General features: G+C 60.9%; 18 protein-coding genes and 5 pseudogenes. 6 read left to right on the forward strand and 17 right to left on the reverse strand.

Annotation, left to right across the window (positions count from 1 at the left end; all coding sequences use genetic code 11):
* Positions 1-308: 308 nt before the first annotated feature.
* A complete protein-coding gene (locus RPS27_RS09085; protein ID WP_313753974.1) occupies positions 309-932 on the reverse strand; it encodes a hypothetical protein in 624 nt (207 codons plus the stop codon).
* Positions 929-1767 (reverse strand): annotated as a pseudogene (locus RPS27_RS09090) (DUF2493 domain-containing protein); the annotation flags it as partial. The gene RPS27_RS09085 and the pseudogene RPS27_RS09090, both read right to left, overlap by 4 nt.
* A 438-nt stretch (positions 1768-2205) precedes the next feature.
* Between RPS27_RS09090 and RPS27_RS09095 the strand changes: the two are divergent.
* Together RPS27_RS09095 and RPS27_RS09100 are read left to right on the forward strand one after the other, a co-directional pair.
* Positions 2206-3063, forward strand: a complete 858-nt coding sequence (locus RPS27_RS09095; protein ID WP_128929800.1) for a hypothetical protein — start codon at positions 2206-2208, stop codon at positions 3061-3063.
* Between the two features lie 53 nt (positions 3064-3116).
* On the forward strand, positions 3117-3248 hold the full coding sequence (locus RPS27_RS09100) for a hypothetical protein (RefSeq protein ID WP_256438973.1): 132 nt from the start codon (positions 3117-3119) through the stop codon (positions 3246-3248).
* Positions 3249-3383: 135 nt separating this feature from the next.
* Here the strand turns inward: RPS27_RS09100 and RPS27_RS39670 are convergent.
* The 8 genes and pseudogenes from RPS27_RS39670 to RPS27_RS09130 all read right to left on the reverse strand — a co-directional run bounded on the left by RPS27_RS39670 (position 3384) and on the right by RPS27_RS09130 (position 11854).
* Positions 3384-3733, reverse strand: a pseudogene (locus tag RPS27_RS39670) (integrase core domain-containing protein).
* Positions 3630-3875, reverse strand: a complete 246-nt coding sequence (locus tag RPS27_RS39675; protein ID WP_371746376.1) for a hypothetical protein — start codon at positions 3873-3875, stop codon at positions 3630-3632. The pseudogene RPS27_RS39670 and the gene RPS27_RS39675 overlap by 104 nt, the downstream one beginning before the upstream one ends.
* 48 nt (positions 3876-3923) lie before the next feature.
* Complete coding sequence (locus RPS27_RS39680; protein WP_371746377.1) at positions 3924-4253, reverse strand: hypothetical protein; 330 nt, start codon at positions 4251-4253, stop codon at positions 3924-3926.
* 317 nt (positions 4254-4570) lie between these two features.
* Positions 4571-9292: a glutamate synthase large subunit gene (gene gltB, locus RPS27_RS09110; RefSeq protein WP_128955105.1), complete on the reverse strand. Its 4722-nt coding sequence runs from the start codon at positions 9290-9292 to the stop codon at positions 4571-4573.
* Between the two features lie 133 nt (positions 9293-9425).
* Positions 9426-9806 (reverse strand): nickel-dependent hydrogenase large subunit, encoded by a 381-nt coding sequence (locus RPS27_RS09115; protein WP_237874325.1) that lies wholly within the window; start codon positions 9804-9806, stop codon positions 9426-9428.
* 75 nt (positions 9807-9881) lie between these two features.
* Complete coding sequence (locus tag RPS27_RS09120; RefSeq protein WP_237874327.1) at positions 9882-10127, reverse strand: hypothetical protein; 246 nt, start codon at positions 10125-10127, stop codon at positions 9882-9884.
* A gap of 1090 nt (positions 10128-11217) precedes the next feature.
* Positions 11218-11556 (reverse strand): P-II family nitrogen regulator, encoded by a 339-nt coding sequence (gene glnK, locus RPS27_RS09125; protein WP_128929799.1) that lies wholly within the window; start codon positions 11554-11556, stop codon positions 11218-11220.
* Between the two features lie 133 nt (positions 11557-11689).
* Positions 11690-11854 carry a Trm112 family protein gene (locus RPS27_RS09130; protein ID WP_128929798.1) on the reverse strand — a complete coding sequence of 55 codons (165 nt, stop codon included), beginning with the start codon at positions 11852-11854 and terminating at the stop codon, positions 11690-11692.
* A 38-nt stretch (positions 11855-11892) separates the two neighbouring features.
* Here RPS27_RS09130 and RPS27_RS09135 point away from each other — a divergent pair.
* A pseudogene (locus RPS27_RS09135) lies at positions 11893-12243 on the forward strand (transposase); the annotation flags it as partial.
* Positions 12244-12833: 590 nt separating this feature from the next.
* Here the strand turns inward: RPS27_RS09135 and RPS27_RS09140 are convergent.
* Together RPS27_RS09140 and RPS27_RS09145 are read right to left on the reverse strand one after the other, a co-directional pair.
* Positions 12834-14021, reverse strand: coding sequence for an RHE_PE00001 family protein (locus RPS27_RS09140; RefSeq protein ID WP_128929796.1), 1188 nt, complete (start codon positions 14019-14021; stop codon positions 12834-12836).
* Between the two features lie 1083 nt (positions 14022-15104).
* Positions 15105-16307, reverse strand: coding sequence for an integrase core domain-containing protein (locus RPS27_RS09145; protein ID WP_128929795.1), 1203 nt, complete (start codon positions 16305-16307; stop codon positions 15105-15107).
* Between the two features lie 1170 nt (positions 16308-17477).
* Here RPS27_RS09145 and repA point away from each other — a divergent pair.
* The 3 genes from repA to repC all read left to right on the forward strand — a co-directional run bounded on the left by repA (position 17478) and on the right by repC (position 21133).
* Positions 17478-18689, forward strand: coding sequence for a plasmid partitioning protein RepA (gene repA / locus RPS27_RS09150; protein WP_128929794.1), 1212 nt, complete (start codon positions 17478-17480; stop codon positions 18687-18689).
* A complete protein-coding gene (gene repB / locus RPS27_RS09155) occupies positions 18686-19705 on the forward strand; it encodes a plasmid partitioning protein RepB (RefSeq protein ID WP_128929793.1) in 1020 nt (339 codons plus the stop codon). Before repA ends, repB begins: the two co-directional genes overlap by 4 nt.
* Before the next feature lie 195 nt (positions 19706-19900).
* Positions 19901-21133: a plasmid replication protein RepC gene (gene repC, locus RPS27_RS09160; RefSeq protein WP_128929792.1), complete on the forward strand. Its 1233-nt coding sequence runs from the start codon at positions 19901-19903 to the stop codon at positions 21131-21133.
* 807 nt (positions 21134-21940) lie between these two features.
* On the opposite strand, the gene groL is transcribed toward repC, so the two are convergent.
* The 5 genes and pseudogenes from groL to RPS27_RS09185 form a co-directional block, all read right to left on the reverse strand.
* Positions 21941-23581: a chaperonin GroEL gene (groL, locus tag RPS27_RS09165; protein ID WP_128955104.1), complete on the reverse strand. Its 1641-nt coding sequence runs from the start codon at positions 23579-23581 to the stop codon at positions 21941-21943.
* A gap of 46 nt (positions 23582-23627) precedes the next feature.
* Entirely contained in the window at positions 23628-23942 is a 315-nt protein-coding gene (locus RPS27_RS09170; RefSeq protein ID WP_128955103.1) for a co-chaperone GroES, read from the reverse strand.
* 1249 nt (positions 23943-25191) lie between these two features.
* Positions 25192-25847, reverse strand: a pseudogene (locus RPS27_RS09175) (IS3 family transposase); the annotation flags it as partial.
* 407 nt (positions 25848-26254) lie between these two features.
* Complete coding sequence (locus tag RPS27_RS09180; RefSeq protein WP_308421724.1) at positions 26255-26476, reverse strand: aminotransferase class I/II-fold pyridoxal phosphate-dependent enzyme; 222 nt, start codon at positions 26474-26476, stop codon at positions 26255-26257.
* A gap of 71 nt (positions 26477-26547) precedes the next feature.
* Positions 26548-26727 (reverse strand): annotated as a pseudogene (locus RPS27_RS09185) (DegT/DnrJ/EryC1/StrS family aminotransferase); the annotation flags it as partial.
* Positions 26728-26729: the final 2 nt, after the last annotated feature.

Below are 26729 nucleotides of genomic sequence, written 5' to 3' on the forward strand. Positions count from 1 at the left end.
CGTGCGTCCGCGTGCTGAACCTCAAACCCGGGGAGAAGCTTGGCGAATTTCGGTTCCTCTGCACAAGAGGTCGGAACGGTTCGGGAAGGAAGAGAAACAATCTGCGGGAATGGGCGGCATCGTCCCGGCAAAGCGGTCAAGCGGTGCGGCGGGTCCAGCCGTGGCAGCTATGTGTGCCGGATCGGAAATCTCCAGCACGTGTTCGAAGGTTTCTGAGAGGACCGTCCGCCTCCTCTGCTCTGGTGAGCATCATCCATCGTCGAGGGTGCTTATTCTGCGACCTGTTCGACGACAAAAGCGCGGAAAGTTCATCCCTCGTTTGCCGCGGCCGTGAGAACGGGGCGGGACGGCTCTCCGCCCGTCCTTTCCGGCTCGATCGGGCGGGTCTTCGAGATGAGCGTCAAGCGCGTGAATGTTGACGAGCCGATGCAAACCGCGCCCAGCCATGCGAAGACCTCGCGCCAAGCCAGCGACGGCGCTCCGATCTGTGAGAGCGCGAACACCACGTGATAGCCGGCAACGGCCGCGGGAACGACGAACACGGCCGCAATTGCAAGTCGCAGGGCCACGTGGCGGCTAAGGGTAATGGCCAGCTGGCCGGCTGCGAGTGTGAGCACAGCGCAAACTGTGCCGACGAGCAGTGCGCCGACAATGCCCGCACCGCTGTTGAACGCCATCAATCCGATATTGATCGCAACAAAAAGCGCAGCGCATAGACCGCTAGCACAACGATCAGCCAGCAAATAGGCCGATACCAGCAATATTGAGAAGAAGCCCGAGGGCGAGCATGGTGGTGGCTCCAAGGCACGCGTGTGAGCGCTCGCGCCTTCCACCACCACCGCAGCCCAGCCGCCGACGTATAAACAAAACGAGGCGGAGTTACGGCGGGTGCGGCCTCGCCACTCGTCGGTTGACGGCAAGACGGCGCTCACGCGCCGCCAAACTTCCAGACCGGAATGCCAAGCCGCTTTGCCTTATCGGCAAGGTTGTCCTGAATGCCCGTGCCGGGGAAATGCAGGACGCCGATCGGCAGCAGTTCGAGCATCGCGTCATTGCGCTTGAAGGGCGCTGCCTTGGCGTGTTTGGTCCAATCCGGTTTGAATGCGATCTGTGGCACTTGCTGGTTGCCCATTTGGAGCCGATCAGCTCGGCGCCTTTCGGTGAAGCGCTGTGCAGCAGAACCATGTCGGGATGCTTGGCGTGCACCTTGTCGAGCCGATCCCAGACGAGGCTATAGTCGTTGAAGTCGAGCCCACCGGTCAGGGCGATCTTCGGACCCGGCGGCACCATGATCTCGGTTTCCGAGCGGCGCTTGGCTGCGATGAAGTCGCGGGAATCGATTATCGCCGCGGTGAGCGTGCGATGGCTGACCAGTGATCCCGACCGTGGGCGCCAAGCAGACCCCGTGTGGACTTCGAAGCGCTCGATCGCCTGGTCGCGGAAGAGTTCGAGACAGTTGCGGCGCTCGATCAGCGAGATGCCCTCGGCGGTTAGGCGCTCAAGCTCGACCGAGCGCACTTCCGAGCCGTTCTGCTCGCGCTGGCTCTTCTGCTGCGCCTGTTCGTTGACGTCGAGCTGGCGCTCGATGCGTTCGACGGCGCGATGGAACAGGTTGACCGTCGGCCAGAGGAGATCATCGAGGTCGGGCTCCAGCCGGGTATCGCTCAATGACGCAACCAGCGCGTCAAACATGTCTGCAACAGCGCCGGTAATGATCCTGGTCTCCGGTAGCGGCCTTGGATCGGGCTGATCGTCGAAGGGACGGTATAGGCGCGACTCAGCCTCTCATTCATGCCATATCGCGCGATCTCCGCCTCGACCCTGGGGATTAGAATCAGATCGTCGTGAGTGTCGGGGATGAGCGATATTGACTGGAAATGCATAAGAACTCTCTGCGGGTTGTTCGGCGACTGATTTCAGTATCAGACGACCATTTCCCGACCGTTTTCATCATTCACGAGTTGATACACGACCGCTACAGACGATCAATGACCAGCCCTGGTAGGAATGTCCCGCAGCCAATGAGGTCCCGTCGTGCGGGCCCATTCTGGGCTACCAACTTCGGCAGGTTGATGCTTGCATTGGATTGGCATCTTGTTTCGCAGCTGCCAGCTGCCGGCGGTACTGTGCAAGCGCGCGGGCGCGATGTTTTGTAGTCGCATAGTTGGCGCAAACAATGGCACTCAGATTTGCCGTGAGGCCCTCATGCGGACAATCGTACTGGACGATCGCGGCCACGCTTGGGACGCATGTTCTTCAGCTCTGCGTAAATGTTTTCTACACTACCCAGTGACCGAATTCGATTTCCTGAGTTATCTCATCAATAATATGGGTTTCGTGACAGTTGCTCTGTTCCGCCCCGGGTCGGCACAGATACGAATCCGGTTTGAGACTGCCACCCCAGTCAGCGTTGCTGCGGCGATCAATCTTGTCAGCGACCTTGGGGTGGAGCGAATGGTCATTTCAAATTCGGTAGACCTCGCCGACAAGTTGTTTTCAACTCGTTCGCAAGCGGTCACATATATAAATCAGCGGCTAGGCGAGCCTTGCCAGCGAGCGGCGACAAACATTCGATACAGGCAGATGCCGATTGAGACTTTGGTAGGCTGCCAAGGTCCACTATCCATGCTTTTGTCCTACTGGGACTGTTCGGACCGAACCGCCGATCTGACAGCTCTGAAGAAGGCGTTGTGCTCCCCAGCCGCGGTCAGGTTCGCCGCAATTGAGGCCGTGGCTGGTCGCCTCACCATTATCGATCTCGGAGCCGGCTTCGAAATCTTCAGCAAGACCTGGCGGGAGAATGCGCCCGGCATTCCGGTTGATGAACAACCGGATTATGAATATGGGCGATGGGTGCATCGTATGTACGAGTCCGTCCTAGAAACGCACCAACCTCGCCTAGATGAGGTCGATGCCAAGATTCTTCGCCCCCATTTGAACGACAAAGTTCAGCTGTCGTACCAACGCCTGATTGTTCCTTTCAAATACGGAAGGCGAGGAGTCACTCGTCTGATCGGCGCGTCGCTAGTGAGACAATCAATCAAACTCTCCAGCGAGTCGTAGGTGACGTGCCCATTAGGCCGCCTCACATCAGGAGGTCCGCCGGGAGTCGACCAGTGATGATCATCGATGCAGTTAAACAGCTGTCAGACCTGATGAAGCAGCCCATTCATATCAAGTCTCCCCGCAACTGTTTGGTGATCACATGCCAACAGCGCGCGATTCAGCAGTTCTTACCTTCGGCTTGAGCCATAACAGCCTGGAAATCCGCAAGCATCTCGTGGCTCGGCATCCAAACGAGACGCATCGCAGTACCCCGAGCGGCGGGGCGATAAGTTGATCCTGGACAGATCAATCCTTGTATAATCGGCATGACCTGCCACTCATCCGGCAGCGGTTAGAGGCTCAGGGTTTTGTACGCTGAGCGGCGCGTGTGTAGCAGCGGACGATCGGCGGAGCTGGTCGGGTTTGCGTAACCGGTCGTCCTTGCGGTGAGTTGGACGGCATAGGCCGCTGGGTGAGGTATTTAGCGACGAGTGAGGGCGCCGGATATCGTAGTCAGCGACCCAGCGGACGATCTTGGCGCGGGTGTCGTCAAGATCGAAAACGGGGTCTTGTTCAGGAGTTCGTCACGCATCGAGCCGTTGGAGCTTTCGATGAAGCCGTTCTGCATCGGCTTTTTGGGCGCAATGAAGTACCAGTCGATGATTGTGTCCTTTGCACCAGGCAGCATGGCATTGGAGGTGAAACTCGGTGCCATGGTCGGACACGATCATCCGTAGCTTGCCCCGTCGCTCGACGAACGTCAGCTCGCGGGCGACGCGCTGGCCCGAGACCGACGTATCCGGAACAGCCCCCCGGCACTTTTTGGTCACGTCATCGACGATGTTGAGAATGCGGAAGTGCCGTCCATGCCGAACTGGTCATGAACGAAGTCCAGCGACCAGCGTGCATTGGGCCTGGCCTGCACCAGAATCGGGGCCGGGTCCCCACGGCCTTGCGGCGAGCTCACCGCTTGCGGACGCGAGTGCTTCTTCCCGATAATGCCGGTAGATCCGGCTGATCCCCCATGGCTCTGCTTCCCGTCGTAAGAGGACGAACACCCGGCGGTAGCCGAACGACCGCCGCCGCCCGGTGGCGAGATCGCGCAACCGGCCGCGCAGCTCCGCATCCAGCGGGCGGCTGGACTGATAGCGGATCATCTTCCGGTCCGCGCTGATGATTGAGCAGGCGCTCCGCACCGACAGGCTCATGACAGCCTGCAGACGGCAGCGCGCGTGGCGGGGGGGCCCCCTCCCCTTCTTTGAAAGGAGCTCGCGAAGGGCAGCCGCATCGAATCTGCTCGGCCAGAAGCTTCTTCAGCTTCGCATTCTCCTCCTCCAGCGTCTTCAGTCGCTTGACCTCGATCCGCCGCCAAGAAACACGGTCCGTCTGGCGAGGCCTAACACGCCTCAATGTTGCATCGCGATCAGTTTGATTTGGTAATTAAAGCTGTCGGCGACGGCCTTGTGTATTTACGAGGCGGTCTTCGCGCCCCACTCACCATGAGATCGTTTTCTTACGCCCCGATTTAGATTTTCGGCTCGGCGTCCGCGTTGGCGGCCAGTTCGCGCAGCGCGCGCCGGTACTCGACCGGCATCACCTTGCGGAATTTAGGCAGCCATTCCTTCCAGTTGGCAAGGATATCGGCGGCGCGCTTGGAGCCGGTCGCCTTGGCGTGGCGCGAGATCAGGACGTGAAGCCGCTCGACGTCGGAGTCGAGCAGGTTCTTGAAGACGTCGACCCGGCCATGCGCCTCGAGGTCACCGGAGTGGTTGTAGGTGCCGGCGTTGATCAGCTCTTCCGACAGCACCGGCTCGAGCTCGACCATCGACAGATTGCACAGCTTGTCGAAGTCACCGGTCTCGTCCAGCACATAGGCGATGCCGCCGGACATGCCGGCCGCGAAGTTGCGCCCGGTCTTGCCGAGCACGACCACGATGCCGCCGGTCATGTATTCGCAGCAATGGTCGCCCGCGCCCTCGACCACCGCCACCGCGCCGGAATTGCGCACGGCAAAGCGTTCGCCGGCGATGCCGCGGAAGTAGCACTCGCCCTGAATGGCGCCGTACATCACGGTGTTGCCGACGATGATGCTCTCTTCCGGCACGATGCCGCTGTTGGCCGGCGGCCTGACGATGATCTTGCCGCCCGAGAGCCCCTTGCCGACATAGTCGTTGGCTTCACCTTCGAGCTCGAAGGTGACGCCCTGCGCCAGCCACGCGCCGAAGGCCTGGCCGGCAGTGCCCTTGAGGCCGACATGGATGGTGTCGTGCGGCAGCCCGGCATGGCCGTAGATCTTGGCGACCACGCCCGACAACATCGCGCCGGCAGAGCGGTTGGTGCTGTTGATCTTGGCCTCGATCTTCACCGGCGCGCCGCGGTCGAGCGCAGGCGTCGCCTTCTCGATCAGCGTGCGGTCGAGCACAGCCTCCAGATGATGGTTCTGGCGCTCGGAGTGATAGATCTTCTGGCCCTTCTCTTCCTTCTGCTTGACGAACAGCTTGGAGAAGTCGAGGCCCTTGGCCTTCCAGTGCGCGACCAGCCTGGTCTGGTCGAGCAGCTGAACCTGGCCGACCATCTCGTTGAAGGTGCGGAAGCCGAGCGAGGCCATGATCTCGCGCACTTCCTCGGCGACGAAGAAGAAGTAGTTGATGACGTGCTCGGGCTGGCCGGTGAAGCGCTTGCGCAGGACGGGGTCCTGGGTCGCGACGCCGACCGGGCAGGTGTTGAGATGGCACTTGCGCATCATGATGCAGCCGGCCGCGATCAAGGGCGCGGTGGCGAAGCCGAACTCGTCGGCCCCGAGCAGCGCACCGATCACGACGTCACGTCCGGTGCGGAAGCCGCCGTCGACCTGGACCACGATGCGGCTGCGCAGCCGCTCGCGGACCAGCGTCTGATGGGTCTCGGCAAGGCCGATCTCCCACGGCGAGCCGGCGTGCTTGATCGAGGTCAGCGGCGAAGCGCCGGTGCCGCCCTCGAAGCCCGCGATGGTGACATGGTCGGCGCGCGCCTTGGCGACGCCCGCGGCGACCGTGCCGACGCCGATCTCGGAGACCAGCTTGACCGAGACGTCGCCCGTCGGGTTGACGTTCTTGAGGTCGTAGATGAGCTGCGCCAGATCCTCGATCGAGTAGATGTCGTGGTGCGGCGGCGGCGAGATCAGGCCGACGCCCGGCGTCGAGTGCCGGACCTTGGCGATGGTGGCGTCGACCTTGTGGCCGGGCAGCTGGCCGCCTTCGCCGGGCTTGGCACCCTGCGCCATCTTGATCTGCATCATGTCGGAGTTGACGAGATACTCCGTGGTGACGCCGAAGCGGCCCGAGGCGACCTGCTTGATCGCCGAGCGCATGGAATCGCCGTTCGGCATCGGCTTGAAGCGGTCGGCTTCCTCGCCGCCTTCACCGGTGTTCGACTTGCCGCCGATCCGGTTCATGGCGATCGCGAGCGTGGTGTGCGCCTCGCGCGAGATCGAGCCGAAGCTCATCGCGCCGGTGGCGAAACGTCTGACGATGTCCTTGGCCGGCTCGACCTGGTCGAGCGGCACCGGCTTGCGCTTTTCTTCCTCCGCGTTCTTGATCCGGAACAGGCCGCGCAGCGTCAGCAGACGCTCCGACTGTTCGTTGAGGATCTTGGCGAAGGCGCGATAGCGCTCCAGCGAATTGCCGCGCGCGGCATGCTGCAGCAGGCCGACCGACTCGGCGGTCCAGGCATGGTCCTCGCCGCGGCTGCGATAGGCATATTCGCCGCCGACATCGAGCGCGGTCTTGTAGACCTGAGCCTCGCCGAACGCGTCGGCATGGCGGCGCACCGCCTCTTCCGCGATCTCGCCAAGACCGACACCCTCGACGCGGGTATGCGTGCCGGCAAAGAACTTGCCGACGAAATCCGCCTTGAGGCCGACCGCGTCGAAGATCTGCGCGCCGCAATAGGACTGGTAGGTCGAGATGCCCATCTTGGACATCACCTTGAGCAGCCCCTTGCCGATCGACTTGATGTAGCGCTTGACGATCTCGTAGTCGTCGAGCGAGCCGGGCAGGCGGTCCTTCATCGCGATGATGGTTTCGAACGCGAGGTAAGGATTGATCGCTTCGGCGCCGTAGCCGGCAAGGCAAGCGAAGTGGTGCACTTCGCGCGGCTCGCCGGATTCGACGACGAGGCCAACCGAGGTGCGCAGGCCCGTGCGGATCAAATGATGATGCACGGAGGCGCAGGCCAGCAGCGAGGGGATCGGCACCCGGTCGGTGCCGACCATGCGGTCGGACAGGATGATGATGTTGACACCTTCGCGCACGGCGACTTCCGCGCGTGCGCAGAGCTCGTCCAGCACCTGGTCCATACCCGCCGCACCGAGGCCGGCGTGGAACGTGGTGTCCAGCGTGCGCGGCTTGAAGTGCGACTCGGCCACTTCCGGGATCGAGCGGATCTTTTCCAGGTCCGCATCGGTCAGGATCGGCTGACGGACTTCGAGGCGCTTGGTGGTGGCCATGCCCTGCAGGTCGAACAGGTTCGGCAGTGGCCCGATGATCGAGACGAGGCTCATCACCAGCTCCTCGCGGATGGGGTCGATCGGCGGATTGGTGACCTGGGCGAAGTTCTGCTTGAAATAGGTGAACAGCGGCTTGGCCTTGTCCGACAGCGCCGAGATCGGCGTGTCGTTGCCCATCGAGCCCGCGGCTTCCTCCCCCGTGGCCGCCATCGGCGTCATCAGGATCGCGATGTCTTCCTGGCTGTAGCCGAACGCCTGCTGGCGATCGAGCAGCGAGAGGTTGGATCGCACGCCCGTGGTCGGCACCTTCGGCAGGTCTTCCAGCACGATCTGGGTCCGCTCCAGCCACTCCTTGTAGGGATGGCTCTTGGCGAGCTCGGCCTTGATCTCGTCGTCGGGAATCAGGCGGCCCTGTTCGAGGTCGACCAGCAGCATCTTGCCGGGCTGCAGGCGCCACTTGGTGATGATCTGGTCCTCGGGGATGGTCAGCACGCCCATTTCGGACGCCATCACGATGCGGTCGTCCTTGGTCACGAGATAGCGCGCCGGCCGCAATCCGTTGCGGTCGAGCGTGGCGCCGATCTGGCGGCCGTCGGTGAAGGCGATCGCGGCCGGGCCGTCCCACGGCTCCATCAGCGCGGCGTGATATTCGTAGAAGGCGCGGCGCTTCTCATCCATCAGCGGATTGCCGGCCCACGCCTCCGGAATCATCATCATGACGGCGTGCGGCAGCGAGTAGCCGCCCTGCACCAGGAATTCCAGCGCGTTGTCGAAGCAGGCGGTGTCCGACTGTCCCTCGTAGGAGATCGGCCAGAGCCGGCTGATGTCCTTGCCGTACAGCTCGGAGCTCACCGAAGCCTGGCGCGCCGCCATCCAGTTGGTGTTGCCGCGCAACGTGTTGATCTCGCCGTTATGCGCGATCATGCGATAGGGGTGCGCCAGCGACCAGGCCGGGAAGGTGTTGGTCGAGAAGCGCTGATGCACCAGCGCCAGCGCGCTCTCGAAATCCTTCTCGTGCAGATCAGGGTAGTACTTGCCGAGCTGGTCGGCGAGGAACATGCCCTTGTAGATCACGGTGCGGCAGGACATCGAGCAGGGGTAATAGCCGGCGAGGCCGCGGTCGCGGCGCTGGTAGATCGCCTGCGAGATCGACTTGCGCAGGATGTAGAGCCGGCGCTCGAACTCGTCCTCGGTCTTGGCAACGCCATTGCGGCCGATGAACACCTGCATGCAGGCAGGCTCGGTCGGCTTCACGGTGACGCCGAGCGAGGAATTGTCGGTCGGCACGTCGCGCCAGCCGAGCAGGGTCAGGCCCTCCGCCTTGATCTGGTCGGCGATGATGCTCTTGATGACGTTGCGCCAGGCGGTGTCGCGCGGCATGAACAGCGCGCCGATGGCGTATTCACCCGGCGCGGGTAGCTCGAACTTGTTCTCCTTGGCCTTGCGGCTGAAGAAGGCGTGCGGGATCTGCACCAGGATGCCGGCGCCGTCACCGGCGCGCGGGTCGGCGCCGACGGCGCCGCGATGCTCGAGATTGCAGAGGATGCTCAGCGCATCCGAGACGATCTCATGCGACTTCTGGCCCTTGATGTTGGCGATGAAGCCGACGCCACAGGAATCCTTCTCCAGGCTCGGATCGTACAGGCCTTCGGCTTTGGGGCGGGAATTGTGTTCCTGAATCGGATCGGTCGTTTTCGAGGCGACCGTCGCCGACAGCTCTTCTGCCACGATGTTTCCGCGCTCGAATTGCGACCCGTTCATTGTATTCCTCTTTCGACATTGGGTGCACTCCAACTAGCCAGTTCGCATGCGGGTTCTTGCCGCCGTAACAGCACGTGGAGTTTGTCGACGTCCTTCTAGAGATCGAGCGCCTGCAGGCAATGTGCCACCGCCATTAGGTTCGCCTACGGCGAAAGCTTGTACGCTGGGTGCCTCGAAAATGCGCTCTTGAATGGATCGAGTTTCTTTGTTTGCACGAGCCTGGTGAGCCTGGTGAGCCTGGTGAGCAGTAACGCGACGAATGAGATCGATTGCGCAAGTGCTGAGGCCGCCTTGGCGTCAGCCTCGACTGCGAAGACCGCGCCGACCGAAGCCAGCCCAATCCAGAGCATGCACGTGACAAAAAATGCACGAGATAGTCATGCATAGTTGCATGATGTAACAGGTTTAAACTGGGAATCTCCCGGATGACGATGCCAAGCGGTTCACTACTGCGCGCAGGTGCCGGCGCGTGCGTGCCGGTACAGACCCAGCAAATTCGCTCGGTGAACGCCAAGGCATCGCGCGCCCAATACCACGCCGCATCGTCTCGTTGAGACCGCGTTGCGGATCACATTATCGGAATCGACATTCACCTCGATAAGCAGGTGAATTCGATCCTGGTCAGCGGATCGACAAGATCGCCCTCGCTGGAGTTACCGAGCGTGAATCGGTTGGGCGTCTGAATGCCCATCATTGTACTCTCTGAGTTCGACTGAATTCGTGGGCGGCGCTTCCGCGCTTGCTCGTAAGGCATTTCAGCCCCATCACATGCCGCATGGACGAACGTCGCCATGGTGTTCTCAATACCGAATTGCTGCGCACTCTGGTCGAGCAAGCGTTAGGTGGTTTCCCCTTGCAGCCATTTTGTAGAGGCAATAGCCCTTGCTAGCCTGCTCGTCGTCCATTCTCGGCCAACCGGCCGGCATCGAAATGCCCGCGACGTTAGCACTTGTCTGGATGCGGTGGATTGTCTTGAGCCGCGAGGTACTTGGCCCTTACATTTGGCCCGCATTTGCCGGAAAGATTGCCTCGGGTTGGCCTCCAGCGGCCGCCATGATAGCCCGTCGCGCCGAGCGAGATCATCGACAGCCCCGCTTCCTTAAGCGGCGGTTTGCGATGATCCGCATAAAGCTCTCCAGGCAGCAAGTGCACTTGAGCCCGTGCATACAGATTACGCAGATGCGCAGCTTGGTCTTAAGAGCTCAGGCAGTACGGCGGCTACGAGCTGTCAAAGCCCGAGGCTCGCTGCAGCGGGACGGCATAAGTTGTGAAAACTTCGCCGCGTGATGCTCTGGCGCCTGGACTGAATGTCGAAACGCGCCGACGTTGTTCGAAGGACTTTGCAAGAAGTTGACCATCGTAGCTTGGCACTCTCCTCTACATGCATGCCCGGGAGCTCGCGAGGGTACAATCTCATGGTCGAAGCATTCTTCTCCCGCGCCTCATTGTCGCGGGAAGCGGTCAGATGTGGCGCTCATCACGAGAATGCCCAACGCTCAAAAACATCATCGCCGACCGCCACACGGCCGCCCCGTTTCCGTCGGAACGCAAACGCGCCTACTGTCTGGAACGTGCCAAACTGTTGGCGAACGCGACGGTACCTTTAGTGACACGGTCCGCAATGCGGCGCATAGGCGATCTGCTGAACAGCACGACGTGCTGCTCAGCAATCGGCCCGAGTTCCTCCGCCGCATTGAAGGAATGCTCCCGACGCGATGCTTCCGGTTCCGAGAAAGCGATCGAGGGCCAGCTCTAGCGAGTGCGGCGCCGGTTTGCGCGATCGGACTACAGCGACCCGAGCCGCTGTCGATAGGCCGCGGTGCATCTCGCGAAAAACACGGTTCCGATCCGGAAGAACTGCGCGCGAACTGGCACGGCACCACACCGAAGCTCGGGTTATCGAAAGGTAGATCCAGGCCGCGAAATCAAAGGGCCGCGGCGTCGGTCTCTCCGGTGCGGATGCGGACCGCGTGGACGAGATTGATGACGAAGATCTTGCCGTCGCCGATCTGCCCGGTTTTCGCAGCGGACGTGATGGCCTCGATGGTCTTGTCGACCTGATCAGAAGCGACAGCGACCTCGATCTTGATCTTGGGCAGGAAGTTCACGGCATATTCGGCGCCGCGATAGATTTCCGTATGGCCCTTCTGACGGCCATATCCCTTGACTTCTGTCACCGTGAGACCGTGAACACCAATGTCGGTCAGGGCGTCACGGACGTCTTCCAGCTTGAATGGCTTGATAATTGCCATAACCATTTTCATGGGTTCTATCCCCGCTTGGGCCCGGCCCGGAAGTGGCCGGGCGTTTCTCGACTTGTTCGCCACGACGGTAAAGTTTCACTACCCGAGCACCCAGGCTCTTGAGATCAAATCCCGTGCCAGATCGCCGCTTTGCCTAACGGATTATGAAAACGGGCGGGTCAGCGAACTTGCGCGATCGCGAGATCAGCTCCTGCTTGGCCGAGCCAAATTCCAGCGGGTCCTTAGTCAGCGGGCAGACGAGGATCTGCAGCAATTTTTGATCGAACACTATTTCAGGGCGTTCGGCGGACGCTGACATCGGCGTCTCCGGCATTGCCTCTAACAACGCCCCGGCGCATGCCGGCAAAAAAGTGGACGCCGCGTCGTCTCAGCGTTCATTGCTACTGCGTTTGCCCAGACGATGCGGAGACAGAAAAGGCGCAATGGTGCAAGGTCGCCGACCAGCTCCGCCAAAATTGCCCAAGCTTGCGCGCTTGCTGGCGAGGCTTGGACCGATGTGCTGGCCTATGTGACCTTCTCGCCGCAGCCCCGGACCAAGCAGCACTCCACCACCCAATCGAGGACCTTAACGACGAGATTAAGCGGTGCACCGAGGTGGTCGGCATCTTCCTGAACGAAGACGCCATCGTACGCCTGATCGGCGCGATCCCGCTCGAGCAAAATAATGATGAATGGGCCGTCCAACGCGGCTGTTGCATGACTCTGTAAACCGCTGCCAATGAATGATGCAGCCTTCAGCCTTCAGCCCTCCGGCAATCGCCAGCTGATCTGCCCGGCTCCTGCCTACGATCGCGGTGATCGCCGCCAGCGACACCACGCAACGGGATACGATTGCCGCGGTCGGGATACCCTGTCATTCTCGTAGCGCCGGAGCCCAAGGAAAGGATGCAGATGATACATGGGCCTTAGCCCCATCGACAAGCCCACCACCCGCTATCGTTTTCGCCTGTGGGTGGTCACGAGCATCGAGTCCCCTGTCCGTTCGCGGCAGGCTGAGCTTAGGAGAGCCGCCGAGCTCAAGCGCCGCAACGGCATGGGCAGCAGGACTTTAGGCCGTTCCAAGGTCACGAGAACGAAGCCTGCGGCAGATCGGCCGTTTGTCCATCTCTCTTGTTGAGTCCGAGTCATGGAGGAGGGGATCAATCGGTGCGGAGGCCCGCTTGGGCGCAAGCTGTATTTTTCAAGAGTCTCGGGAATTCTCGATGGCGGGGTTGATCCTGCGGGCATTAGGAACCGGCAGATTGGTCGTCTGCTGGCACTCGGGTAGGTTATCTTTTTTAGAGAACACCCCAGGCTCGGTAACGCCCTCGTCCAGTGGTCTCGCGCAGACCAAGCTCATTTACGAGACTCAATGCTGCACGCGGTGTGATATCCAGCTCTTCTGCGATCATGCCGGCAGAAACGACTGGCCGGCTGAAGACGTAATCGATAAGCGCCGGCAATTTCGACGTCGATCGATGGCCGGCCACCCTTCGAAGCATCAGAGTGCGTTCGTTCAGCCACCTGTCGTGCGTCTTCAGGCCAATCTCACCAGCGGCCGTGATGGCCTCAAGCTCCGCGACGAGACGGGTTGCAAGGTCGCGCGAGCGGCGTCGCTCACGCGGGATCGTCTTCAGCCCCTCATGCAGGCAAGCCAGGTGTGAGCGTGCTTTTCTCCGATGACCTAGCAGCGCAGACGTAAGCAGCTGGCCAAGCCAGGGTCGGTGCTGAAGGGGCTCGAGACTGCGCCAGCTGTCCGCGGCAATGGCCGCCGCGAGCGTCGGAGGCAGGCTCCTGCTTTGCTGAAGGCCGCGTCTCCAGACGGCAAGACGCTTTTCTTCGTCCCAATCGGGGTCGTAGACCAGTGGATCCCGCTCGGTCATTCGACGGAGATCGCTGGTTAAGATCTGGTCGGTCTTGGCGATCGCGGCGTCGATTTCTGCGAAAGCCTGCGCGAGTCCGTCATTGCTCTGAGTTACAGAAGAGTAGTCGTGGGTTCTCGGCACATGGCTGTCCTGCTCCGCCTCATGATGCGTAGTTCCGATGTTCGGCGGTTCGCAGTCCTCCTCTTCTATTCCATTTGTGCCGGCTAACCCGCGCAGATCGGTGATCCCGACGGACGAGAGAGCCCAGTCGGGGCCCTCGCGGTGAATGCGCCGGCGGGCGCGGAGTACATCGCGAGCTCGGCTCAGCTCGTGAGTTGGCGCACGAACATCCATGCCAGCGTCATGAAGAACGAGATCTTCGAGGTGGACGAGTTCGCCTTCCAGCCATAGAGTGGCGCATGCGTCGGTGAAGTGCGTCCGACTAATCCAACCGTCTCGGATTGGGCTTTTCGCAAGGCGCTCATCTAGACGGGCTAAAGCATCTTCCGCGGCTGCGAGCGGAAGTGCAATCGCCGACCAGGGCAACGGTTCTGGTATTTTGTAGCTACTAGACAACGCCTTGATAACTTTGATGAGAATCGGCGACACGGAAGCTATCATGTCGCTAATTTCCGTCATAGCGACATAGCTTCAACTGCTATGATGAGCGTGCAAGCGTTAGTGCCGATCGGTCTTTAAACCGATGTCGGAGTCCTAGCCTCTATTCTCCTTCCTCGGCCGTCCGCCTGTAGAGCTGTAGAGCAACCCGGTTGGCATCATTACTACCGGCGGGGGCAGTTGCTGGGCGGCTCATCTACAAGCGGCGATGGCCCCCCACTGGGCCCCGCATGAGTCTGGCGCATGATTAGGCAGTCTGTAGCGGCGGTGCGAAGGTCATATCGAGAACTACCCCTCGCGGAGATAGCAGCCAGATTTGGCGAGTAGGCGTGGCAACGGTCGTCTTGAAGAGTTCAGTTCCGACCAGCTAACGGCGTATCGGCGGATGGTCAAAGAACGGTTACGAGACTTCTTCAAGAAGGGTTCGAACGATTAGCCAACCGTAGTTCGATTTGGAGCTTCGCGGGCCTTCACTCGCTCTGGCCAGTCGTGAGAACGCCTGTATCAAAGGCCTAGATTGAGCTAGGCTGTGTTGTCAGCTGACAACGTTTTGCTGCGAAGTGTTGGTGTCGGATTCACCATTAAAATGCATTAACCATGTTTCGCCGGACGCGCGGGCTACAAGTGCTCGAATGGGCGACCCGTCGGAATTCTGCAGATCACCTAGGAGGTGTTGTCAGCTGACAACGCCGACTCGCCTGCTTTCTCATCGCGCCTCTTTTGCCCTCCCCCACATCGCACAAGATGTTGTCAGCTGACAACAGTACGGGGGCCGACCGCAGACTACGAGACAAAGGCTCTTGAGCCGGTTCCGAGCGGGGATCGTCTCGAGCGGGATGGATCCATCCGAGCGGTAAATTGCCGGATCAACAATGTAGTTTCCTCAAGCGCCTTACCCGACCAGTCCATCTGTGTCGGTTTGGGGTGCAGTCTAGTCCCCGCTGGGACTGTCGAGGCTCGACCAAAAGTTGGAGGCCCCTTCGGGGGCAGTGGCGTGGTATGCGAGTACTTCAATCGCGCGGGTTGCATGGTCCACCGGGTTGATTCCTGACATTTTGGACCGGGCTGATGCCTGACAATATTCGATCATTGTTCTCCTGTCTGCGGCGTTTCCTGCGCGATGCGGAGCCGCGCGCGCGGCGGAGCAAAGCGCAGGAAACGCCGCTCGCAATTGATCAGCCCGAGATCGCGACCGCAGAAGCGCACGAGGTGGCCGCTAGTGTCGTGCTCACAGAGGCCGACGAGCTCACCTGCGAGCGCCTCGCCAACGAAAACGTGCTCGCCGCGCCATTTGATATCGCCGGTGGGACGCACCCGGCGAACCTCGTGATCGGCGTCGTACCAAGGGTCATCGAGACGGCGTGGCAAGGTGCGCGAGGGCGACTGCCAGAGTTTGACGGGCGGCATCTGGTCGAGCGCCTCATGTGGCCGCTCCTGGTTGAAGTGGTGGCGGAAGGCATCGAAGCGGCGTTGCTGCTCGGCGACCGTTGCCGCGGGCGGCTTCGTGGTCTGGGCCTTCAGCGTGCGGTGCATGCGCTCGTGCCGGCCGTTGTCCTGCGGGCTCGCCGGGGGGATGTAGCGCGGTTCGATACCGAGCTTGAGCCACCATACCGAGAGCGCCGAAAGGCCGCCCGCCCCCGTCGATCCAAACGGTGCACCATTGTCGGAGCGGATCGCGGCGGGAAGGCCGATGTCCTTGAAAACACGTTCCAGGGCGCTCCTGACGCCCGCCCCCGTCGGATCGACGATGCGCACTTCGATAAGATAGCGGCTCGCCGCATCGGTGATGGTCAGCGGATCGCAGCGGTTGCCGTCGCGGGTTCGGAACCAGCCCTTGAAGTCGATCGCCCATTCTTCGTTGGGTGCGCTTGCCGGCGCCGCCACCTCGCCTTGCGCAATCGCCCGGCGTCGGCGCCGACGCGCCTCGACCAGGCCCTCACGCTTCAGGATGTCGCCGATCGTCGAGGCTGCCGGCCAGTCGACCTCCGGCCGCTCATGCTCAAGCCATGCCTTGATCTTCTTCGGGCCGAAATGCGGAAACCGCTGCCGCGTCGCGACGATGCGATCGGCCAGCCGCCCCGCCGTCGCATGCGGGCAACTCGCCGCCGCGTGGCTGCGCTCCTCGAACCAGCGCCGCTCCCCGCTCTCCCGACGCCGCTTCCAGACGTAGAACGTCTCTCGGCTGACGCCGTGCCGCGCGCACAGCTCCGTCACCGAAAATGCCCCCGTCTCGTACTCTCGAAACAACGCGACACGCTCCTCCACAGGACTGCTCTCCCTGAAAGGCATCGCCTGATCCTCCTTCGAATCAGACGAGCCTTGCCTGTCAGGAATCAACCCGGTCTAATCTGTCAGCACTCAGCCCGGTCTGTACCCATCCAGCCCCCCGCCCGGCATGCAAGCAGCGGGTGGCGCATTCCTCGCTCGTGCCGCACCATTGCCCGCTTGATGGATTGGACAGCGCAACGCGAACGCTAGCGCCATTCGCCGTCTCCAGGCGTCATCCGTTTCCCTTGCCGCTAGTTGTCCCGCATGTTGTCAGCTGACAACAGTGCCGTGGCAACCGTGGAGCGTGGGGTCCGTTCACCTGCCGCTCGTTTCGCTAGGCTCAGAAGCCCCGAGCGACCAAGGAGGAGTCCGGGGTGGCCCAGGTAGCCCTGAACCAACGGCGAGCATCAGAAAACCCGCCAACTAATTCACCGCTCGGACCTCTTCCGGAGTTAAGGCGGTGAGGAGGTCATCCGTGGTCATGGCGGGTGGTTTGGCCTCGGGCCGCGTGCGGACGGTACCATGTTATAGCGGGTCCTAGGCGCGTGGCCGCTCGCGTAGCGAAGCCTGCAATGCGCTCGGTCTTTCCCGTTTCTTTGTGGCCGGGCCTAGTGACCGCCATTCTCTCCCTTGGCGAAGGCTTGGCGCGATAACAAAGCCGTTGTCGCTCATGCCGGATGTTGAGGCCGCAAAAGTAGGTGATGACATCGTGTTGAGAAAGGCACCGCACCTTTCCTCGTCACGGCGGATTTGGGAAAAAGCCAGGCACGAAGCTTCGCGTCGCGACGCGGATGAACTCATGGTTGGCGCCGCGGCTGTCCCCTTTTGGGAATCATGAGTGATGCGATAGCCGGTACTGAGAATCTGGCGAAGCCTCTAACGTCGGTACGGAAGCCCCGCCGGGCTGAGCGGCGCTCCGGCCCGCCAGTTCCAGATCCGTATGCGGCTTAATCCAAAGCGGGGCAGGATGCGGCCAACGCCGGCCGGTGACACCTTGATCGCTGGCGCTGCCGCGCACAATGCCTCGACGGCTAAGGTGGCTGTGGGTGGCGGGGGGTCGGCGATGAATGGGTCTGGAGGAGCGAGCGCGCAAAGTTAATCCTTTCATTCTTGCGCCGACTCGGGAATCGTGTTGAGTCTGCAGACGGTAATCCGCCGTCTGAGCTGCAAAAACCGTTTTGGATTGGAAAGATGAGAGTTTTTGAGACAGAGGAGGGGTGGCCGGAGACAGCGAGCGCGCGCATTTCCTGCCATGCCACTCTACTCTCTGGTCAACTCCGCTCGTTGGGCGCCGCCCTTTTTCCACCAGCGGCTGCCAAGACTCTTCGCCCGTTCTCCTCCGGAGAGGTGGCCAAGATCGTTCGCGTGTCAGACGGCTATTTGCGGCAACTTTCCCTCGACGGCCTGGGACCTGCCCCCGCGATCGGTCATGGCGGGCGGCGGTCGTATACCTTAGCTCAAGTGAATGAGCTGCGGGCCTATCTGGCTGCAGCCCGCCCGCGGGAGGCAGTTGATTTTCTCCCACGGCGGCGCCCCGGCGAAAAGCTTCAAATCATCACGGTCGCTAATTTCAAGGGCGGCTCGGCCAAAACAACGACCGCCCTGTATCTGGCCCAATATCTCGCCCTTTCCGGCTTTCGAGTTCTGGCCATCGACCTCGATCCGCAAGCCTCTTTGTCGGCCATGTTCGGCTATCAGCCGGAATTCGACATTGGGCAAAGCGAAACCATTTACGGCGCCATCCGCTATGACGACCAGCGCCGCCCCATGCGTGAAGTTGTGCGGCCGACCTATTTCGAGGGTATAGGCCTAGTGCCTGGCAATCTCGAACTCATGGAGTTTGAGCATCACACGCCGCGCGCCATGGTCGAGCGCCGCGAACGTGGACATGATCTTTTTTTTCGCCGCCTAGCGAGCGCAATCGATCAGGTAAGCGACGACTATGATGTCGTGGTGATCGACTGCCCACCTCAGCTCGGCTACCTGACGATGGGCGCTTTGAATGCGGCGACGGCGATGCTGGTGACAATCCACCCGCAGATGGTCGATGTCGCATCGATGAGCCAATTCCTTCTGATGACGTCGGATTTGATGTCCGTCATCGAGGAGGCGGGCGGCCGCCTCGATCACGATTTCATCCGCTATGTGATCACGCGCCATGATCCGAATGACGTGCCTGAGGCTCAGATCGTTGCGCTGCTGCGCAATCTGTTCCGCGAAAACGTGCTGCAAGCGACAGCCTGGAAATCCACTGCGATCTCCAATGCTGGCCTGACAAAACAATCGCTCTATGAGCTTGACCGCGGATCCGTCGGACGCGGCGCCTATGACAGGGCGGTTGAATCTGTCGATGCTATCAATGCGGAGATCGTGCAGCTGCTGAAGAAGGTGTGGGGACGATGAGCAAGCGCACGGATGCTATCAGGGGGCTTTTTACTGCCGCACCTCAGACGAGTCCGTTGTCAGCTGACAACACAGCACCAGCGCCGCTGGCGCGGGTGTCGTCAGGTGCTGTGCGCTCGCTGAAGGAATCTTTCTCAGAAGTTGAGAAGGAGAATCAGGAGCTTCGGGACAAGCTCACATCTGGCGCGACGATCGTAGAGATCGATCCCGGTCTGATAGATCCCTCGCCCGTGTCTGATCGTTTTCGCGACGACGACACGGCTTCTTACGAACTTCTCAAGCAATCGATTTCGCAGATCGGCCAGGAGGTTCCTGTCCTCGTCCGCAAGCATCCGACAATGCCGGGACGATATCAGAGCGCTTATGGTCATCGCCGGGTGCGTGCCGCGCGCGAGCTGGGTATTGCCGTCAAAGCGATCCTAAAACCGCTCTCCGACGAAGCCCTCGTCGTGGCACAAGGCCTTGAGAACGCGCCGCGGGAGGATTTGAGCTTCATCGAGCGCGCGATGTTCGCAATGCGCATCGAAGATGCCGGGCACAAGCGCGCAGTCGTTCAAGACGCGCTCGCAGTCGATAGGGCCGAAGCGTCAAAACTGATTGCGGTTGCGAGATCCATTCCGCCCGACATTATCGATGCTATTGGCAAGGCCCCAAAGGTTGGCCGCGGGCGATGGCAGAGCTTTGCTGATCTCTTGGCGGATGCGTCGGTGATCGACCGCGTAAGGGCGGCGATCGGGGACGACAAGTTCGCCGGCCGTGAGTCAGACGACAGATTTCTGACGGTGTTCTCGGCCGCGAATAAACCTGCTGCAACTCGCCAATTCGCGCGATCGTCTGCTGTGCTCGCCTCAGATGGACAGCGCATCGCTCAGGTCCGTCAGGGCGATCGAGAACTCAAGTTGACCATCGACAAGAAGGTCCCGGCGTTGTTCGCGGACTTTCTTATCACCCAGCTTCCGAACCTGTTCGAGACGTTTTGCAAATCGGACAGATCCGAGGAGACCACCGGGGCTTAGCCGCCTCATGAACAACCGCGAACCAGGAGCAGCACGGCAAAAGAAAAAAGGCCCCCGCAACGTCACCGTCCCGGAAGCCTCTCTTCGTAGTTTGGCGACTAAAGAGAATCACTTCCGCGCACCATAGTCAAGAGTCTTGTGAGAGACGGCGCCGTTTCGGCGAGCAGATTTTCTTTGCCCGCATAAGGCAAAGACATGCAATCACGTGCCCCAACGACGCCCTTTGGGCGGCGCTCGTTGAAGCTTGCCCATGTGGCAACACAAGTCGCAGTATCGACCAGGCCATCGGAAAAGATCGTCCATAAATGGAAGATCTTTCAGGCCATCTGCATCGCAAGGCCGCGCCTCGGTATCTCTGAGCGTGCGCTGACGGTGCTGGATGCTCTGCTCAGCTTTCATCCCGAGACTACGCTCACGGGTGAGGGTGACCTCATCGTGTTTCCGTCAAACAATCAGCTGACGCTGCGAGCTCACGGCATGCCGGTGTCCACGTTGCGGCGTCATCTCGCTGTGCTTGTCGACGCCGGGCTCATCGTTCGCAGGGATAGTCCGAACGGCAAGCGCTACGCTCGCAAAGGCAGCGGCGGTGACATCGAGCGCGCCTTTGGCTTTGACTTGTCGCCACTCGTCGTTCGCGCCGAAGAGTTCGAGAGGCTGGCTGAGGAAATCAAAGCGGAGGCTCGTGCTATCAAACATGCGCGCGAGCGCATCACACTCTGCCGTCGTGACATCGCCAAGATGATTGCAACGGGCATCGAGGAAAACGTGCCGACCCACAGGGAATGGAAGGGGCCGGCTGATTGGGACGAGGTGCATCGGGCATTCCGTTCGATCGTCGAGACGATTCCACGCCGGGCGACCTGCCAAGAACTTGAGGCGATCGCCGACGAACTATCGCAGCTTGCCGACGACGTCCTCAATCTGCTGGAAACTCACGTCCAAGCAGCAAATATGAGCGCCAATGAGTCCCATACTGAGCGTCACTTACAGAATTCAAACCCAAACACTCTTACTGAACTTGAACCTAGCCTCCAAGAAGGCAGGGCGGCGAGTACCGAGCCGCAACCACAACCGGCGCGATTTGCGGAAGGCTCCTATCCTTTGGGTATGGTCTTGAGCGCATGTCCAGACATCGTCGACTACGCCAAGGGAGGGATTTCAAACTGGCGCGATTTCATTGCGACTGCGGCGGTCGTTCGATCCATGCTTGGCATCAGTCCCAGCGCGTGGGAGGAGGCGCAGAGCGTCATGGGGGAGACTCAGGCTGCAATTGTGGTCGGCTGCATCCTGCAGCGAGGGGAGGTCATCCGTTCAGCCGGCGGATATCTGCGGGGGCTGACGCGAAAAGCCGAGGCCGGCGAATTCTCGCTCGGGCCAATCCTAATGGCGCAGATCAACTCACGACTGCACGAAAAACGAAGGGCCTAACGGCTAGTCTAGGTAAGTGTCTCTTGGGCCCAGCGGCTCGGGCCGTCGCAGGTTTGATGTTGAGGTTCAATTTGAAGAGGTCTTGGCTAACGGACTGGGCGCGAAGGCGACAGCACCTCAAGAAACGTCAGGCCAACATTGCGTACGGGCTAATGAGCGGTGACACCCACAGATTAGATCGTATGCGCCGTCGTTTTGCAACGACCTCAAGGCGCCTGATTCGTTCGCCGCAGCGCAGCAATTATCCGCCGCCAATTAAGCCCTTCGAATCTGTCTTGGCCTTGCATCGCTGTCTTTACGTCATGGCGCGCAGCCACGGCTGGCGCCATGGCGTCGACCACCGCCGGTACGAACTGCGGAACGTCCGCTTTTGTTGCCGGCGCCAGGTAAACACCTGTTGCGGTATCAGCCCGTGTCGTCGGGCATCTCGTCGCCGCCAGCGCCCACGAGTTTTGGCCGAGTGATATGCCTCGATAATGCTGCGCCGCGCTCGAGCATAGCTCTATAAGCCGCGCGACCATGCGTCCGCGAGTCTAAACGAAATGCTCAGGTCCGAGAATTATAAGGCTAACGTTTCTCATCTGCGACCTGCCGTGTGGGTAAACAAAAACCTGATCTGACGATCAGCCAAGGCACGAAGGCAATGCGCAACGGAACCAATCGTGCCGGCCGTTTAGACGGTCCACGCCTAAAAAAGGGTAACCCCGGCATTGCTGCCAGGGTTTGTGCTGTTGGATTTTGCTCAGCGAGATCCCGGATCGGCGGTACACCGCTTGCGCGCTGCACCGCGTCCGGGACGACTCGTCGTTAGAAGTCCATGCCGCCCATGCCGCCGGCGGGGGGCATCGCGGGGCCGGCAGCGGCCTTCTTCGGCAGCTCGGCGACCATGGCTTCGGTGGTGATCAGGAGCGCTGCAACGGAGGCTGCGTTCTGGATCGCGGTGCGGACCACCTTGGTCGGGTCGATGATGCCTTTGGAGACCAGGTTGCCGTATTCGCCGGTCTGGCTGTCGAAGCCGTAGGCGTACTGGTCCTTCTCCAGGATCTTGCCGATGATCACCGAGCCGTCTTCACCGGCGTTGATCGCGATCTGGCGAGCGGGAGCCGACAGCGCCTTGCGCACGATCTCGACGCCGGTCTTCTGGTCGTCGTTCTTGGTGCGCAGGCCCTTGAGCTGCTCGGAGGCACGGAGCAGGGCGACGCCGCCGCCCGGGACGATGCCTTCCTCGACAGCCGCGCGGGTCGCATGCATCGCGTCATCAACGCGATCCTTGCGCTCCTTCACCTCGACCTCGGTCGCGCCGCCGACGCGGATCACCGCGACGCCGCCTGCGAGCTTGGCAAGACGCTCCTGGAGCTTCTCACGGTCGTAGTCCGAGGTGGTCTCCTCGATCTGCGCCTTGATCTGGGCCACGCGCGCCTCGATGTCGGCCTTCTTGCCGGCGCCATTGACGATCGTGGTGTTCTCCTTGTCGATCATCACCTTCTTGGCGCGACCGAGCATGTTGAGCGTGACGTTCTCGAGCTTGATGCCGAGATCTTCCGAGATCGCCTGGCCGCCGGTCAGGATCGCGATGTCCTGCAGCATGGCCTTGCGGCGATCGCCGAAGCCCGGAGCCTTGACGGCCGCGACCTTCAGGCCGCCGCGCAGACGGTTCACAACAAGCGTGGCCAAGGCCTCGCCTTCGACGTCCTCGGCGACGATGACCAGCGGCTTGCCGGTCTGCACCACGGCCTCGAGCAGCGGCAGCAGCTCGTTCAGCGAGGAGAGCTTCTTCTCGTTGATGAGGATGTAGGCGTCGTCCATCTCAACGCGCATCTTGTCGGCGTTGGTGACGAAGTAGGGCGAGATGTAGCCGCGGTCGAACTGCATGCCCTCGACGACGTCGAGCTCGGTCTCGAGCGACTTGGCTTCCTCGACGGTGATGACACCCTCGTTGCCGACCTTCTTCATGGCGTCGGAGAGGAACTTGCCGATCTCCTGGTCGCCGTTGGCCGAGATGGTGCCGACCTGGGCGATCTCGTCGTTCGAGGTGACCTTCTTGGAGTTCTTCTGGAGGTCTGCAACCACAGCCTCGACCGCGAGGTCGATACCGCGCTTGAGGTCCATCGGGTTCATGCCGGCGGCGACCGACTTGGCGCCTTCCTTCACGATCGCCTGGGCCAGCACGGTGGCGGTGGTGGTGCCGTCGCCGGCCGCGTCAGCGGACTTCGAGGCGACTTCGCGCACCATCTGGGCGCCCATGTTCTCGAACTTGTCGTCGAGCTCGATCTCCTTGGCGACGGTGACGCCGTCCTTGGTGATGCGGGGAGCGCCGAACGACTTGTCGAGCACGACGTTGCGGCCCTTCGGACCGAGCGTGACCTTCACCGCGTTGGCGAGGACGTCGACGCCGCGCAGCATCTTGTCGCGCGCTTCAACCGAGAATTTGACTTCTTTGGCTGCCATCTGGAATTTTCCTTAAGGTGTTTGACTGGAGGGAGGAGGGAGGCTCTTAAGCCGCCTTCTTCTTGGACTCGGCGACCTCGAGAACGCCCATCACGTCGCTCTCCTTCATGATCAGCAGGTCCTGGCCGTCGATCTTGACCTCGGTGCCGGACCACTTGCCGAACAGCACGCGGTCGCCGACCTTCAGGTCGATCGGGATCAGCTTGCCAGCTTCGTCGCGGCCACCGGGGCCGACGGCGACGACTTCGCCCTGGGAGGGCTTTTCCTTGGCAGTGTCGGGAATGATGATGCCGCCAGCGGTCTTCTCTTCTGCGTCGATGCGCTTGACCACGACGCGGTCGTGAAGCGGACGGAATTTCATGCAGTCCTCCTAATATTTGCACGAGTTGAGACTTCAACCTTGTGAGCAATCGATGCCTACGAGTGCTAGCGCAGACGCAGCTGAAATAGGACGGGGCTTCTACAGGAGCAAGAGCTTCCAGCAAAAAATCACACTCAGAAGTCGTCTCTGCCAGAATCATTTATCGTAGCTAACTGGCCCGGCCGCTATTAGCGCAGTGTGAGGTTGCCCTGCTCGGCCGAGGTCTGCACGATTTCGCGGCGGATGCTCTTGGCCTGGAAGAACGCTCAGACATTGGTGCGCTCGAGAGTCTTAGTAGTTGCTAAAGCCATTCTTGGTCTCATTGACTGCTCGGATACGGCTCCGGCCGAAACGAACCCTAGCGCTGATGAACGCGCGACGTAACAGGAGTTCGCCGGGCTTGCTTCAGTGGACGGAATTCTCATCGAGTTAGCCGCGACATCCGCAACAGCCAAGGAGTGTGAACAGGTTCGGGATGCCGTCTCGTTCTAGGCAAGCCGATCTTGAAAAATAGCGCCTTTTTTCATCTCGCTCCATCGCTAACCTTGGCAGTTGACCGGAGCTGGATGAAAGCGGCCAGGGGCCGGCGGCGACCTCTTCAAGGAGCTGAACGAAACGCCCGCGCGGGAGAACTGAATCAAGACGAGATCAGCGCTCACGCAAAGTTCAATCGCGCTTCGTCCGCCCTTCTTCCGCGGTGATGCTGATGATCGTATACGCATGCTTCTCGCGTCTTATATTGCGACGAGATGGGCTTCCGGGGAGGCAACGAGATGCAACGCCCCCGGTTTCACCGCATCTTCTTCAGACCGCTCGCGAAGAGTGGGGGCGGCACACGACTGGATCGGGGGATACGCCGAGTCCGCCCCCGCATCACCTTGAGAGGATTGGTGACGCGAGTTTGAAGGTAGCAAACAAGGCGATAGCGTAGCTACTGCAACTATCTCACACCAGGATGGCTCGCATGAGGGTTGAATCGGCCGTGGCGATAGGTTGTATGCTGTTGGGTCCTCGGGTGTCCCGGCTGTGCGGAGAGAAGAAATGCCGATTGTCACGACAGCGAGCGCAAGTGACGGACAAAGAACATTGCAGACAAGACGAAAGATGTGGTTCGGAGCCTAACATCCATCAGCAACAATGCTTCGATTTTCGCCGTTAGTCGCCCCGCTCAACGCGGTCTTCAATCTCGATAGTGCGTCAGACTGACCTCTTTTTGCGCTCTGATCTTCCCCCGAGAAAGCGGACGGGTTTAAGCGGCTTTTAGCTCCATCTCGATCGGAGGGATATATCCGATGGCGGAATAGAGCCTGGTTCGATTGGAGAAGCCCGCGATGAAGGCGAAGATGTCGCGCCGGGCTTCGGCACGGGTCTGGTACTGACGATGATGAACGAGCTCGGTCTTGAGGGTGTGGAAGAACCTCTCCATCGGGGCATTGTCGTAGCAGTCGATGCGTCAGGCCCGCGGCGGTAAGGGCCGCGCGATACTCGTGTGAAGCGTACTGCACTCCGCGATCGGAATGATGGACCAATCCGGCGTCCGGCCGCTGCTGGCGAAGCGCCATCGTCAGTGCGGAGGAGACGAGTTCGACCCGCATGTGATCCGGCATCGCCCAACCGACGATCTTGCGGCTGAAGAGGTCCATGACGGCTGCCAGGTACAGCCAGTCCTCCGCCGTGGGACGTAGGTGATATCGGCCAGCCAGACCCGGTTTGGGGCCGCGGCGGTGAAGTCGCGCGCGATCAGGTTTGGTGCGATCGGCAGATTGTGGCGACTGTCGGTGGTGCGGACGCGACATGGCGGCGCCATGATCGCCCGAATGCCATGCCGTCGCATCAGCCGTTCGATCCGGCCACGGCTGGCCCACGTCCCCGCGTCCGCAGGGCGGCGTGGACTCGAGAACTGCCGCTGGCTGCTCTCGCGATGGACCTGCCGGATCTCGGCATCGGCGTCGCCTGCGTGGTGGGCCGCCACGCCGCCGATGCCGGCTCCTGCCGGAATTTGTCTATCCAGCGGCGCAGCACCGCGCAGACCGAGCTCCTTGGCGACCGATCCGATCGATCGACCACTCGATACCGCCAGTTCAACGGCCTAGCGTTTGTAGTCCTCTGTGAACCATCGAAGTTGACGTTCTGGCATTCGATACCTCCGGGCTCTCTGAGCTACTACAGGTGTCCACTTATTCGGAGGAGGTGCAGAAGTCCTATCTCACGAGCGTCAGAAAGGCGCCGATGCATCAGCCGCTCAGAGCAGCCGTCATGGATTTTGAGGTGGTGCATGATCGCGTGCTGCGCGATCACATTGGCGTTCGAGGTCATATGTCCCTGCAACTTCCTGGCCGCAGAAACGATCTCCGGGGGGCTGCTAAATAGCCCAGTCGCCAGCGAGTGATCGCCAGTTCCTTGGAGAAAGCGTTGACCAGGATCGTCCGTGAACGTACGCCGGGCTGCGCCATGACAATCGATTCATGGCGCTCACGAGTGAATACGAAGCTGGAATAGCATTCGTCGGAAAAGATCCATAACTGGTAGTTGATGCGAGGCCTCCGATAGCTCGAAGGGTACTTCGATCATAGACTGCACCAGTAGGATTGTTGGGCGAGTTGACGATAATGGATTTCGTGCGCGGTGTACCAGCGGCGCGGATTGCGTCAATATCGGAATTATATCGGGGCGGGCGGGCATCAACGAACACGGGTTTTGCGCCAGCGAGAAGAACCTGGGACGGGAATGTCGGCCGGCAGGGACGAATGGCGATGGCCTCGTCACCCGGATCCAGCAGAGCCAACG

This window comes from Bradyrhizobium sp. WYCCWR 12699 (assembly GCF_032144035.1).
Classification (GTDB): domain Bacteria; phylum Pseudomonadota; class Alphaproteobacteria; order Rhizobiales; family Xanthobacteraceae; genus Bradyrhizobium.